The sequence below is a fragment of the Nonomuraea sp. NPDC049480 genome (assembly GCF_044465905.1).
GTDB lineage: Bacteria > Actinomycetota > Actinomycetes > Streptosporangiales > Streptosporangiaceae > Nonomuraea.
The window spans coordinates 108,654-121,519 of the sequence record NZ_JBITMD010000023.1; the positions used below are offsets into that span (position 1 = coordinate 108,654).

General features: G+C 69.8%; 11 protein-coding genes. 7 read left to right on the top strand and 4 right to left on the bottom strand.

Going from position 1 to position 12,866, the window contains the following annotated elements; translation table 11 throughout:
• Nucleotides 1–61: 61 nt before the first annotated feature.
• The 4 genes from ACIBX3_RS45255 (at nt 62) to ACIBX3_RS45270 (ending at nt 5,925) form a co-directional block, all read left to right on the top strand.
• Complete coding sequence (locus ACIBX3_RS45255; RefSeq protein ID WP_397126828.1) at nt 62–1,711, top strand: FAD-dependent oxidoreductase; 1,650 nt, start codon at nt 62–64, stop codon at nt 1,709–1,711.
• Nucleotides 1,708–3,153: an ATP-binding protein gene (locus ACIBX3_RS45260; protein WP_397126829.1), complete on the top strand. Its 1,446-nt coding sequence runs from the start codon at nt 1,708–1,710 to the stop codon at nt 3,151–3,153. The genes ACIBX3_RS45255 and ACIBX3_RS45260 overlap by 4 nt, the downstream gene beginning before the upstream one ends.
• Nucleotides 3,154–3,229: 76 nt before the next feature.
• Nucleotides 3,230–4,774: an AbgT family transporter gene (locus ACIBX3_RS45265; protein WP_397126830.1), complete on the top strand. Its 1,545-nt coding sequence runs from the start codon at nt 3,230–3,232 to the stop codon at nt 4,772–4,774.
• Between the two features lie 17 nt (nt 4,775–4,791).
• Nucleotides 4,792–5,925, top strand: coding sequence for a M20 family metallopeptidase (locus ACIBX3_RS45270; protein WP_397126831.1), 1,134 nt, complete (start codon nt 4,792–4,794; stop codon nt 5,923–5,925).
• Between the two features lie 37 nt (nt 5,926–5,962).
• Here ACIBX3_RS45270 and ACIBX3_RS45275 read toward each other — a convergent pair whose 3' ends face one another.
• Nucleotides 5,963–7,141, bottom strand: coding sequence for a PQQ-binding-like beta-propeller repeat protein (locus ACIBX3_RS45275; protein WP_397126832.1), 1,179 nt, complete (start codon nt 7,139–7,141; stop codon nt 5,963–5,965).
• 84 nt (nt 7,142–7,225) lie between these two features.
• Nucleotides 7,226–7,393: a hypothetical protein gene (locus ACIBX3_RS45280; RefSeq protein ID WP_397126833.1), complete on the bottom strand. Its 168-nt coding sequence runs from the start codon at nt 7,391–7,393 to the stop codon at nt 7,226–7,228.
• 100 nt (nt 7,394–7,493) lie between these two features.
• Here ACIBX3_RS45280 and ACIBX3_RS45285 point away from each other — a divergent pair, with 100 nt between their 5' ends.
• Complete coding sequence (locus ACIBX3_RS45285; protein WP_397126834.1) at nt 7,494–8,558, top strand: LLM class flavin-dependent oxidoreductase; 1,065 nt, start codon at nt 7,494–7,496, stop codon at nt 8,556–8,558.
• Nucleotides 8,555–10,060, top strand: a complete 1,506-nt coding sequence (locus tag ACIBX3_RS45290) for an AMP-binding protein (RefSeq protein WP_397126835.1) — start codon at nt 8,555–8,557, stop codon at nt 10,058–10,060. The genes ACIBX3_RS45285 and ACIBX3_RS45290 overlap by 4 nt, the downstream gene beginning before the upstream one ends.
• Here the strand turns inward: ACIBX3_RS45290 and ACIBX3_RS45295 are convergent, their stop codons facing one another.
• A complete protein-coding gene (locus ACIBX3_RS45295) occupies nt 10,061–10,654 on the bottom strand; it encodes a TetR/AcrR family transcriptional regulator (RefSeq protein WP_397126836.1) in 594 nt (197 codons plus the stop codon). It abuts the gene before it with no gap.
• 98 nt (nt 10,655–10,752) lie between these two features.
• Here ACIBX3_RS45295 and ACIBX3_RS45300 point away from each other — a divergent pair, with 98 nt between their 5' ends.
• Entirely contained in the window at nt 10,753–11,892 is a 1,140-nt protein-coding gene (locus ACIBX3_RS45300) for a cytochrome P450 (RefSeq protein ID WP_397126837.1), read from the top strand.
• 55 nt (nt 11,893–11,947) lie between these two features.
• Here ACIBX3_RS45300 and ACIBX3_RS45305 read toward each other — a convergent pair whose 3' ends face one another.
• Nucleotides 11,948–12,856, bottom strand: a complete 909-nt coding sequence (locus tag ACIBX3_RS45305; RefSeq protein ID WP_397126838.1) for a cyclase family protein — start codon at nt 12,854–12,856, stop codon at nt 11,948–11,950.
• Nucleotides 12,857–12,866: the final 10 nt, after the last annotated feature.

A 12,866-nucleotide genomic window follows, 5' to 3' on the forward strand; every position in this document is an offset into this window, starting at 1 on the left:
TCGCTGGTTTCCCGCGCATGACATGCTGCGAGTAGAGACCCATTGGGAGAAGGTAGGGGGCATGGACAAGCCGGTCATCGTGACGGTGGACGACGACCCGGGCGTCTCGCGAGCGGTTGCTCGCGACCTACGACGCCGCTATGGCCAGGAATACCGGATTGTTCGCGCCGAGACGGCCGGCGACGGCATCGAGGCGGTCAGGGAGATGCGGCTGCGCGGCGACGACGTGGCGGCCATCCTGGCCGACTACCGCATGCCGCAGATGAACGGGGTGCAGTTCCTCGAGGCCGCCATGGACATGTATCCGTACGCGCGGCGCGTGCTGCTGACCGCCTACGCCGACACGGACGCGGCGATCCAGGCGATCAATGTGGTGGATCTGGACCACTATCTGCTGAAGCCGTGGGATCCGCCGGAGGAGAAGTTCTACCCGGTCATCGACGGGCAGCTCGACGCGTGGCTGCGTACCGAGCGGATCGAGCGGTCGGAGCTGCGGGTGGTGGGCGACCGGTGGTCGGCGCAGTCGTACGCGGTGCGCGACTTCCTGGCCCGCAACCATGTGCCGTACCAGTGGATGTTGTCGGAGGACCCGCACGGCGCGCAGCTGGTGAAGGCCGCGGGCGAGGGTTGCCACCTGCCCTTGGTGGTGACCGCCGACGGCACCACGCTGGAGTCGCCCGACCAGGCCACGCTGGCCACGGCGGTGGGGCTGTCGAGGACCCCGGCCACCGACTTCTACGACCTGATCGTGGTCGGCGGCGGCCCGGCCGGGCTCGGCGCGGCCGTCTACGGCGCCTCGGAAGGACTCAACACGGTGCTGGTCGAGGCGCACGCCTCGGGCGGGCAGGCGGGGCAGAGCTCCAGGATCGAGAACTATCTGGGCTTCCCCGACGGCGTCTCGGGCCAGCAACTGGCCGACCGGGCACGCAGGCAGGCGCTGAAGTTCGGGGCCGAGCTGCTGACCGCGCGGAAGGTGACCATGCTGGAGCCGCGCGGCCAGGCCCGGGTGATCGGGTTCAAGGACGGCGGGGAGATCGCGGCGCACGCGGTGATCCTGGCGACCGGCGTCACCTACCGCCGGCTGGAGGCGCCCGGCCTGGACGAGTTCGTCAGCCGGGGCGTCTTCTACGGCGCGGCGCTGACCGAGGCGCCGGCGTGCCAGGACACCGAGGTGCACATCGTGGGCGCGGCCAACTCGGCGGGACAGGCGGCCGTTTACCTGTCGGGATTCGCGAGCAAGGTCCACTTGTTGGTGAGGAGTGATGGTTTGGAGAAGTCCATGTCTCACTACCTCATCGAGCAGATCGCCGCGATCCCCAACATCGACGTGCACCTCCAGACGGAGGTCGTCGGCGGTGGCGGCACCGGTCACCTGGAGCGGCTGACGCTGTCGACCAAGGGCGAGGAGCGTACGGTCGACGCCCAGTGGCTGTTCGTGTTCATCGGCGCGGAGCCGTACACCTCCTGGCTGGGCGAGACGATCGAGCGGGACGCGAGGGGGTTCGTCCTGACGGGCCCCGACCTGGTCCAGGGCGGGCGGCGGCCGCGTAACTGGCCGCTGCGGCGCGAGCCGTACTACCTGGAGACCAACGTGCCCGGGGTGCTGGCCGCGGGTGACGTGCGCGCGGACTCGATCAAGAGGGTGGCCTCCGCCGTCGGGGAGGGCGCGATGGCCGTCGCGCTCGTGCACCGTTACCTGGAGAAGCAATGACGGACAACATCACCGGCACTGAAGTCGACATCGACGAGCTGCGCAAACTCTTCCTGTTCGAGCGGCTGACCGACGAGCAGCTCACCAAGCTGGCCGGCAGTGGCCGGGTGCGGACGTTCCAGGCCGGGGAGGACATCGTCTGCCAGGGCGAGCCGGCCGAGTGCTTCGCGGTGCTGATCGAGGGCGAGGTGCAGATGATCAACGAGACGGTGAGCGCCGGCACCGTCGCGATGCCCCGCACCTCCCAGCCCGGCGTGTACGGCGGCGCCACCTCGGCCTACCTCGGGGACCGGGCGCCGCAGACCTACCAGCACACCTTGCGCGCGACCGCGCCGTCGCGGATCTTCCTGCTGCAGGCCAAGAAGTTCGCCTACATCGTGACCGAGTGGTTCCCGATGGCGATGCACCTGCTCGACGGCATGGTGTCGGGCGGGCGCCTGCAGCGCGAGATGATCGACCGGCGGCAGCGGCTCACCGCGCTCGGCACGATCACCGCCGGGCTCACACACGAGCTCAACAACCCGGCCGCGGCCGCCGTACGGGCGGTGGGCGAGCTGCGCTCGCTCATCAAGACCTCCCGCCTCCAGCTCGCCCAGCTGGCCGAGGACGGCATCCCGCCGGAGAAGCTGCGCACGATGATCGAGTGGCAGGAGGCGTGCACGAGCAACCTCGGCAAGCAGCCGCAGCGCTCCCCACTGGAGATCTCCGACGCCGAGGACGAGCTCGGCGAGGCGCTGGAGGAGCTGGGCGTGGAGGACGCGTGGGACCTGGCTCCCGCGCTGGTCAACGCCGGGTTCTCCACCGAGAACCTGGGCAAGGTCCGCACCAAGGTCGGCGAGGACCACGCCCCGGCGGCGCTGCGCTGGCTGGCCGAGGCGATCGAGATCTCGCAGATGCTGAACGAGGTGACCGAGGCGACCGAGCGCATCACCACGCTGATCCGCTCGGCCAAGCAGTACTCCCAGATGGACCGTGCCCCGTTCCAGCAGGTGGACGTGCACGACCTGCTCGACAGCACGGTCGCGATCTTCAAGGGCAAGATCCGGCCGGGCATCACCGTGGTCACCGACTACGACCGCACGCTGCCCGCCATCCCCTGCTACGCGGGCGAGCTCAACCAGGTGTGGACGAACCTCATCCACAACGCCCTGGACGCGATGGGCGAGACGGGGACTCTGACGATCCGCACCGCGCACGACGAGGACGAGGCGATCATCGAGATCGGCGACACCGGTTCCGGCGTGCCGGACGCGATCAAAGACCGGATCTTCGAGCCGTTCTTCACCACCAAGACCGTGGGCCAGGGCACGGGGCTCGGACTCGACATCTCCTACCGCATCGTGGCCGGTCGGCACGGTGGTGAGATCAAGGTCCGCTCGGTCCCTGGGGACACCTGGTTCGAGGTACGCCTGCCGCTGCGCGAGCCCGCGCCGGCCGCCTGAGCCTTCGACCCGACTTGTCAGAAAGCTTCCCAACCGCATGTAATGGGTGACCGTAATGCGGAAAGGAGGCGGGCCGGTGACCACGTCCCAGTCTGCGGCGGGCTCGCGCGCTTTGAACGGTCTGCTCCGGGTGCTGGGCGGGATCGAGCGTCTCGGCAACAAACTGCCTCATCCGTTCTGGCTGTTCGTCATCCTTAGCGCGTTACTCGGCCTGGTCAGCTGGGGGCTGGCCGCGGCCGGGGTGTCCGCGGTCAACCCGGCGACCGGCAAGACGGTCGTGGCCAAGAACCTGCTGTCCGCCGAGGGCGTGCGGACGATGGTCGGCGACGCGATCGAGAACTACACGTCATTCCCCCCGCTGGGCACGATCCTGATCGTCATGCTCGGCGTCGCGGTGGCCGAGCGCTCCGGGCTGCTGGCCGCCGTGCTGCGCTCCGGGGTAGCCAGGGTTCCGCCGAAGTGGGTGACGTTCGCGCTGGCGTTCACCGGCATGGTGGCGCACGTGGCCTCCGACGCGGCGTACGTCGTGCTCATCCCGCTCGGCGCGCTGGCCTTCCGGGCGGTGGGGCGCAGTCCGATCCTGGGCATCGTGGTGGCGTTCGTGTCGATCTCGGCCGGCTACGACGCCAGCCCGCTGATCACCCCGGTCGACGCCATCCTGTCGGGGCTCACCACCGCCGCCGCGCACACCGTCGACCCCTCCTACGTCGTGACGCCGCTGGCCAACTACTTCTTCTCGCTCGCCTCTTCCCTGGTGCTGGCCGCGGCCGTCACGCTGGTGACCGAGCGGGTGCTGGCGAAGCGGGTCGAGTCGATGCCGGTCGATCCCGACGCCGACGAGTCCGATCTCGGTTCGCTGGAGCTGAGCGTTCAGGAGCGCCGGGGGCTGCGCGCCGCGCTGATCGCGCTCGTGGTGTTCGTGATCGCGCTGGTGGCGGCAGTGCTCCCCTCCGGGTCGCCGCTGCGCGGCGAGGGCGGCAGCCTCGTGCAGTCGCCGTTGCTCACCTCGATCGCGGTCTTCCTCGCGCTGGCGTTCCTGACCGTGGGCTGGGCGTACGGACGGGCCGCCGGCACGGTCACCGGCAGCAGGGACATTCCCGCGTTCATGGCGCACGGGCTGCGCGAGATGGCGCCGATCCTCGTGCTGTTCTTCGCGATCTCGCAGTTCCTGGCCTTGTTCAAGTGGACCGGCATCGGCGAGATCATCGCGATCAACGGGGCCGCGCTGCTCAAGTCGGCCGGGGTGAGCGGGCCCGTGGTGTTCCTGGGCATCCTGCTCGTGGTCACCTTGATCAACCTGATCGTGACCAGCGGCTCGGCCCAGTGGGCGCTGGTGGGTCCGGTGTTCGTGCCGATGCTGATGCTGGTGAACATCCCGCCGGAGTACACCCAGGCCCTCTACCGCATCGCCGACTCCTGCACCAACGCGATCACGCCGATGAGCCCGTACTTCGTGATGGCGCTGGGCTTCCTGCAGCGCTACCGCCGCGAGGCCGGGATCGGCACGCTCGCCTCGATGACCATCCCCATCGCGTTCACCCTCCTCGTCGTCTGGACGCTGCTGTTCTTCGTGTTCTGGTGGCTCGGCATCCCGCTCGGCCCCGGAGCGCCCGTTCCCTGATTTCTGGAAGGATTCCCGTGTTGATCACCGACTGGACCCGGCAGGCCCTCCCGGCCATGCTCGCCGACCTCAAGGCCGTGGTGGAGCTGGAAACCCACAGCTACGACAAGGCCATGCTGGTCAGGGGACTGCGCGCGATCCGCGCCCGGGCCGTCGATCTGCTCGGGACACCGGACGAGGAGGTCCTGCACGACTGCGGCCAGTACGGCGACGTCCTGGAGCTGACCTATCAGGGCACCGCGCCGGGGACGATGCTCATGCTGAGCCACTACGACACGGTCTGGCCGACGGGGACACTGGCGGGGTGGCCGTTCACGGTGGTGGAGGGCAAGGTCACCGGGCCCGGCGTGTTCGACATGAAAGCCGGCATGGTTCAGTCGATCTGGGCGCTGCGCGGGCTGAGGGAGCTGGGGCTGCCGCATCCGAGCGTGCGGTTCCTGTTCAACGGGGATGAGGAGATCGGCAGCCCGGCCTCGCGCGAGCACATCGAGGCGGCCAGCTCGGACGTGCTGGCCAGCCTGGTGTTCGAGGCGTCCCTCGACGGCGCGCTGAAGACCGCGCGGAAGGGGGTGGGGCTGTTCAACGTGCGCGTGACCGGGGTGGAAGCGCACGCGGGGCTGGATCCGTACGCGGGGGCGAGCGCCGTCCACGCGCTCGCCGAGATCGTCACCACCCTGGCCGGGGCCGCCTCGCGGGAGCGCGGCACCACTGTGAACGTCGGGCTGATCAGCGGCGGGACCGGGCGCAATGTGGCGGCCGGGCACGCCAGCTGCGGTGTCGACGTGCGGGTCACCGATCCCGCGGAGATGGGGCGCATCGACGACGTCTTCGCCGGCCTGCGGGCCTCCGACCCGCGCATCACGATCTCCGTCACCGGCGAGTGGAACCGGCCCCCGATGATCCCGAATCCGGCCTCGCAGCGGCTGTTCAAGGAGGCGCAGGAAGTGGCCGCCGGGTTCGGGTGGCTGCTGGACGAGGCGTCGGTGGGGGGCGCCAGCGACGGGAACTTCATCTCGGGGCTGGGGCGGGCGGTGCTGGACGGCATGGGGGCGGTCGGCGACGGGGCGCACGCCCGCCACGAGCACGTCCTGGTCGACCAGATCCCCGAACGCACGGCCCTGACGATCGGCCTGATCACGGCGCTCGCCTAGGAGCCCGGTCCCGTCCCGGACGCGGCGGCGGATGAAGTCAGTCGATCATCAACCTGGAGTCGCCCACGCGGATCACCGCCAGACCGTCCCGCATCCCTTCCAGGTCGAGCCCTTCGTCGAAGCGGTGGCGATCGATGACACGTCCCGTGCGGGCGTCGAACTTGACGAGCGTCCGCGGGTCGTCCGCTGCGTAGGTGTGCACGCCGTCCGTCAGGACGGTTCCAAACACCGTGGGCAGGTCCCCGTCGTCGCCCACGTAGTCGTCCCACGCATCTCTGCCGCTCACGGGGTGGCGCCAAGCGATGCGGCCGTCGGCGACGCGGTGGGCGACGACCGCCGTTCCGGTGCGCACCGTCAGCAGATCACCTGCGACACCTAAGGCGTACCAAGCGCCGTCCGTATGAGACGTCAACGGGGCGCGCCAGAGGATCTTCCCGTCCGCGACCCTGCGCACGACAAGGTCGCCGGCGTCCACCGTCGCCAGGCGATCCGTGCCGATCGCCGTGCCCTCGTACAGCTCGTCATCGTTGAACCTCCGCAGCAGCCTCCCATCGTCGGAGCTCAGCACGACGCTCGCCGACTGGCCTTCGCACCTGGGATGGACGAGCACGGCGCCGCCCACGCTCTCGGCCCTTTTGATGGGACCGCAGGACGGCGCCTGGTAGGACCATCGGATCGCGCCGGTACGGCTGTCCAGGGCATCGATCCGGCCATCGTGCAGGACCACCAAGACGGGCGTGGAGCCATGGCGGGCGACGGACAGCTCCCAGCGCGTCACCCTTTCCTCATCGGATGCCCGGTGGGCGCGTGCGAGCGGCCCGTCAGACATGTCGGCGCGCCAGGCGATGCGACCGGCCGGCACGTCGATGAGCGTGACCCGGCCGTCCCGCCAGACGACCGCGTAGTACCGATCGTCCACGCGTAGGTGCGGCCCCAGCTCATCGTCCCAGCGATGCTGGTACACCCAGCTGTCGATGCCGTCGGCGAGCCGTACGGCGGCCACTCCGTTCCCGCGACGGACCACCTGCACGTCGCCGAAGATCTGACCGTACGTGTCCGCCTTGCCCAGAACGTCGATGGGAGGGGTTCCGCGTCCCGGCGGATTCCACGGCGACGGATGGCCTGCCACCCTCACGATGGTCTCCCCCGGCCAGCCGATGAGAAACAGCAGGACGATGCTGACGACCGCGCCGGCGACGGCTTGGATCACTCGCATGAGGCCCAGCATGCCCCCTTTGTCGCATACGCGCCCCGGTTTCGGCAGTACATCTTGACGCGCGCGGATGCGAGGCGGGAGCGATCAGCCGATGTTCGAGTCCGGCAGAATCCGCAGGCGGGCGCTCCGGCCGACCGTGCTGCCGTCGTGGGCGTAGACGGTCTGGCCGTGCCAGTCGCACACGATGAGACCGAGTGCCCACTCCGGCCCGAAGAGGTACGGGTCAGGTACGGGAACACGAGACTCCATCATCTCGCCCCTTACGGAAGGCCTTGGTTTGGTCTGGGGCTCTCCCGGGTGGGCGTGGTACGCTCCCAAGCGAGCGCTTGGTTTACCTCTGAGGGGCCGCCGCATGAAGTTCTCGACCTTCCACCTCTTCCACCGTTTCGACGGCCAGAGCTTCAAGGACGTCTACGACTATCACCTGGAGCTCATCGAGCTGGCCGAGGAGCTGGGGTTCGACGGGGTACGGCTGGCCGAGCACCACTTCCGCGACTACGGCGTCGTCCCCAACCTCTTCACCATGCTCGCCCACGCCGCCGCCCGCACCTCCCGCCTCAGGCTGGGCACGGGCATCGTGGTGCTGCCCCTGCACAACCCGATCCACGTGGCCGAGGAGGCCGCGCAGGTCGACGTGCTGTCCGGCGGGCGGCTGGACCTGGGGATCGGGCGCGGATACCAGAGCTTCGAGTTCGAGGGGTTCGGGATCGACCTGGCGGAGGCTCGTGACCGGTTCAACGAGGCCCTGGAGGTGATCGTCGGGCTCTGGACACAGGAGGCGTACCAGCACGAGGGGAAGTTCTACAAGACCGGCGCCGAGGTCTCGCTCGTGCCCAGGCCGCTGCAGACCCCCTACCCGCCGCTGCACGTGGCGGCCGTCTCCCCCGAGACCGTGACCATGTACGCCGAGCGCGGCCTGCCCATCCTGGCCGATCCCGCGAACACGTTCCGCAAGGTCGTCAAGGCGGCCGAGACCTGGCGGGAGACGGCCGCGCAGGCCGGGCATCCGCCGGGGGCCGAGCTGGTGGTGGCGCGCAGCGTGTACGTCGCCCCGACCCTGGAGCAGGCCCGCGAGGACCAGGCCAGGTTCGAGGCGTCGTTCGACCGCTCGCGCATCTTCAACGAGAAGAGCGCCCCCATCGACTCCAAGACCGGCAAGGCCGCCCAGGGCTTCGAGTACTACCAGGATCGTTATCTCAAGGGCGGCTCGGTGTCGGCCGACTTCCGGTGGGAGCAGCTGGAGGTCATCGGGGACCCGGCCCGCGTCGTCGAGCAGATCTCGCTGCTCGAAGACGCCGGCTTCACGAACCTCCTGTGCGACTTCGGCAGCACCCGCCCGATGCCGCTGGAGGAGATGAAGCGGGTCATGCGCTTCTTCGCGACCGAAGTCATGCCGGCCTTTGGAGACGGAAGATGATCCACAGCCTGTCCCTCTCAGACGTCCTCGCCGACCACGCCCGCAGCCGCCCCCAGGTGACGGCCGTCGTGGACGGGGACGTGCGGCTCACGTACCCGGAGCTGGACGCCCGGGTGACGCGGCTGGCCGACGCCTTGTCCAGCCGCGGGGTCTCCACCGGCGACCGGGTGGTGTGGCTCGGGCAGAACGCGTACGCGGTGCTGGAGCTGCTGCTGGCCTGCTCACGGCTCGGCGCGATCTTCTGTCCGGCCAACTGGCGGCAGTCGGAGGACGAGCTGCGTTTCGTCCTGAACGACCTCAGCCCGGCGGCAGTCGTCTGGGAGCCCTCGGACACCGTCACCTCCCTCCAGGCGCAGTCCGGCGCGACGCGTACGGCGGTCTGGGTTCAGGCGGGCGAGGACTACGAGCAGCTGGTGGCGAGCGGCTCCATCAGGGAGTTCCCGCAGGTCGCCGACGCGGAGCCGGTCCTGGCCCTCTACACCGCCGCCTTCGACGGCCGCCCCAACGCGGCCCTGCTCAGCAGCGCCGCCCTGATCGCCCACAGCACCTCGCTCCTCGTCGTCCGCCAGATGGAGCCCGGCTTCACCTTCCTCAACAACGGGCCGCTCTTCCACGTCGGCACGATGATGTTCTGCCTGGCCACCCTCCAGATCGGCGGCGCCAACGTCTTCACCCCCGCCTTCGACGCGGAGGAGGTCTGCCGGCTGATCGACGCCGAGCGGGTGACGCAGGCGTTCCTGTTCGGGCAGATGATCGACGCGGTGGTGAAGGCGAACGCGGGCGGCAAGTACGACCTGTCCTCGCTCAGGTTCGTCGCCCACTCGGCCGAGTGGGACGAGATGATCACGGTGGACGACTCGCCGTGGTGCCGGTCCAAGATGGGCGGGTACGGGCAGACCGAGGTGGGCGGCATGCTCACGTTCCTCGGGCTCGCCGAGGGCGGGGCCGGGTTCGCGGGGCGGCCGTCGCCGCTGGTCCAGGTACGCATCCTGGGCCCGGACGACGCCGAGCTGCCGCCGGGCGAGGTGGGCGAGATCTGCGCACGCGGCAAGTCCCTATTTTCCGGATATTTCGCCCGACCCGACTTAAATGAGGCGAAGTTCCGGAACGGCTGGCATCACACCGGCGACCTCGGCCGCCGCGAGCCCGACGGCACGATCACGTTCATCGGCCCCAAACTTCGCATGATCAAGTCCGGGGCGGAGAACATCTACCCGGCCGAGGTCGAACGCGTACTCAAGTCCCACCCCGCCGTGGCCGACGCCGCGGTGATCGGCGTCCCGGACCCGGCCTGGCACCAGGCGGTCAAGGCCGTGGTGGCGCTGAAGCCGGACGCCGCCGCCACGCAGGACGACCTGATCGAGCACGTCAAGACGCAACTGGCGTCGTACAAGAAGCCCAGGGAGGTCGCGTTCGTGGACACGATCCCCAAGCGCGGCTTCACTCCGGACTACGACGCCCTGGACACCGCCCACGGCGGCGGCAACTATCCCGGTCTCTGATCACTCTCTGCTGATCGGCAGGCCCGCGTCCAGGTGGGCGAGGGCCTTGCCGAAGTCGCCGACGGCATCGATCGAGGGATTCTTCACCCAGTCGAACCAGAGCGCGACCATCACGCCCGCGATCGCCCCGGTGACGTTGCGGATCTCCGGATCGCCGGGGTCACGGCCCTCGCGCACGGCCAGTTCGTCCCGCATGGTCGTGATGACGCCGCGGATGTTCTCCAGGCTCGCCGCCCACAACTCGGGGACCGTGAGCATGAGCATCTCACGCTCCACGCTGTCGGCTCGCTCCTCGGCCGTCTGCGCGGCCATCACCTCGAGCATCGCGACGCGTACGGCCTGCACGGGGTTGAGCTCGGACGGCGCCGCCCTGAGCGCCTCGACGAAGGGCGGGAACTGGTCGACCAGCACCAGGTCCTCCTTCGTCGGGAAATAGCGGAACACGGTGCTGGGCGCCACCTCCGCCGCCTCCGCGATCTGCTCGACCGTCGTCGCGGTGTAGCCCTGTTCGCGGAACAACCGCAGCGCCTCCTTCTGGATCAGCGCCCTGGTCTTGGCCTTCTTCCGCTCCCGCAGCCCGGGTCGATCGCTCATGACAACGCATTCTCGGCGGTACGGGCCCCTCCGTCCACTCACGAGAGATCACATCTTTTCGCTATGCGACTCCGATTTAGGAGTTTACTCTCATAATTATGAGACTTCCCATCGAACGAGACCCGAAGTGCCCCTTCGATCCCCCGCCCGGCCTCCAAGGCCTGCCGCCGATGAGCCGCCTGGAGTTCGCCGACGGCCATCTGGGCTGGCTGGCCACCACGCTGGAGGCGGCCCGCACGGTGCTCGGCGATCCGCGCTTCAGCGCGCGCACCGAGCTCAAGCACGTCGCCGTGCGCTCCACGATGCCCGGCGGGCCCGGAAGCCCGGCCCCGCCCGGCTTCTTCGCGGCCACCGACCCACCTGGGCACACGCGCTACCGCCGCCTGCTCACGGGCCAGTTCACCGTGCGCAGGATGCGCGTTCTGGAGCCGCGCATCGAGCGGATCGCCGCCGACCACCTCGACGCCATGGTCGCGGCCGGCCCACCCGCGGATCTCGTGACGGCGTACGCGTTGCCGATCCCCTCGATGGTCATCTGCGAGTTGCTCGGCGTGCCCTATGAGGACCACGAGTTCTTCCAGGACCGCAGCCTCCAGATCGTCGGGGCGGGCGGCGACGTGGCGAGGGCGGCAGGCGACCTGGCCGCCTATCTGGGCGAGCTGGTGCGCCGCAGGCGGGCCGAGCCCGGCGACGACCTCATCAGCGGCCTGACCGGCGAGCTCACCGACGAGGAGCTGACCAACGCCGCGATGATCCTGCTCGTCGCGGGCCACGAGACCACCGCGAACATGCTGGCGCTCGGCACGTTCGCGCTGCTGGAGGCGGGCAGGCCGTACGAGGAGGGCGGCGAGGAGGAGCTGCTGCGCCGGTTGTCGATCGTGCACCTCGGCGCCCCCTCGCGGGCCGCGCTGGAGGACGTCGAAGTGGGTGACGTGCTGGTCAGGAAGGGTGAGACGGTGGCGCTGTCACTGCCGATGGTCAACCGGGACCCGGCCGTCTTCACGGATCCGGACGAGCTCGTCCTCGACCGCCCCGAGGCGCGCCGCCACCTGTCCTTCGGGCACGGCGTGCACCAGTGCCTCGGGCAGCAGCTGGCCAGGATCGAGCTGCGCATCGGCTACCGGGCGCTGTTCGAGCGCTTCCCGGACCTGCGGCTGGCCGTCCCCGCCACCGAGGTGCCGCTGAACCACGACGCCGCGGTGTACGGGGTCAAGAGTCTGCCGGTCGCCTGGTCCTGATCCGCTCCAGGCCCGGTACGGCCGCGAGCACGGTCACGGCGGAAGGGCGCGAATCTCACAGGATGGCCAGCGGCGTCACCGGGCTTCCCGTGCCACCCTCGATCCTGAGCGGCGCCACCATGAAGACGAACTCCGTACGTCCGGCCGCCCCCAGCTCCTCCAGCCAGAGCATCTCGATCAGGTGGATGCCGTGCCGGTGCAGGAGGATGAGATGCAGGTCGTCGGCGAGGGTCTCGTCGGCGAGCCCCCGGACGTTGAGGCCGCCGATCGCCGCGTTGTCGCAGGCCACCACGGACACGTCGCGGGCCGCCAGCCAGCGGCCCGCGTCGGCCGACAGACCAGGCTGACCGGACCAGTACTCCTCCTTCGACCGCTCCCACACCAGCGGCCACCCGGTACGGATCACCGCCACGTCCCCCGGCCGCGGCGCGGCGATCTCCTCCAGCAGTCCGGCGGAGATCCGGAAGTCCGCGGGCAGGTGGTCGATGCCGAGCCGCCGGGGCACGTCGAACAGCACTCCCCTGGCCACCACGCCGCCCACCTGCTCGATGCCGCACCTGGTGGCGCCGTAGGAACGGACCCTGGCCGCCGGATGGCCGTTGTAGACCTGGTCACCGGACCACATGTGGCACAGCGCGTCCATGTGGGTCGTGGTGCCGTGCGGGGTGACGACGAGCGCGTCGTCGGCCACGCACAGGCCCTCGCCGATGGGCCGGGCGCCGGCCGCGTAGTCGCCGCCGTCCACGGACATGAAGTGCTGCGGCAGCGGACGGCCGCGCAGGTGCGGCACGGTCGTGGGGGCGGGCGAGGAGGTGGCGCCCCTGATCGGCATGGCCAGGCTGAGCACCTCGCCGGTGGTGGCGGCACGCAGGGCGTCGAGGACGACGGCCGGGGTGAGGAGGTTCAGAGTGCCGCGCTGATCGTCTGGGCCGAATCGTCCCCAGTTGTTAGGCTCGTGAACCAAGTAAGCGCTT

Excerpts from the sequence above, each read along its gene's own strand:
- ACIBX3_RS45255 (WP_397126828.1), top strand. The coding sequence starts at position 62 with ATGGACAAGCCGGTCATCGTGACGGTGGACGACGACCCGGGCGTCTCG.
- ACIBX3_RS45260 (WP_397126829.1), top strand. The coding sequence starts at position 1,708 with ATGACGGACAACATCACCGGCACTGAAGTCGACATCGACGAGCTGCGC.
- ACIBX3_RS45275 (WP_397126832.1), bottom strand. The coding sequence starts at position 7,141 with ATGCGAGTGATCCAAGCCGTCGCCGGCGCGGTCGTCAGCATCGTCCTG.
- ACIBX3_RS45280 (WP_397126833.1), bottom strand. The coding sequence starts at position 7,393 with ATGATGGAGTCTCGTGTTCCCGTACCTGACCCGTACCTCTTCGGGCCG.
- ACIBX3_RS45285 (WP_397126834.1), top strand. The coding sequence starts at position 7,494 with ATGAAGTTCTCGACCTTCCACCTCTTCCACCGTTTCGACGGCCAGAGC.
- ACIBX3_RS45290 (WP_397126835.1), top strand. The coding sequence starts at position 8,555 with ATGATCCACAGCCTGTCCCTCTCAGACGTCCTCGCCGACCACGCCCGC.
- ACIBX3_RS45295 (WP_397126836.1), bottom strand. The coding sequence starts at position 10,654 with ATGAGCGATCGACCCGGGCTGCGGGAGCGGAAGAAGGCCAAGACCAGG.
- ACIBX3_RS45300 (WP_397126837.1), top strand. The coding sequence starts at position 10,753 with ATGAGACTTCCCATCGAACGAGACCCGAAGTGCCCCTTCGATCCCCCG.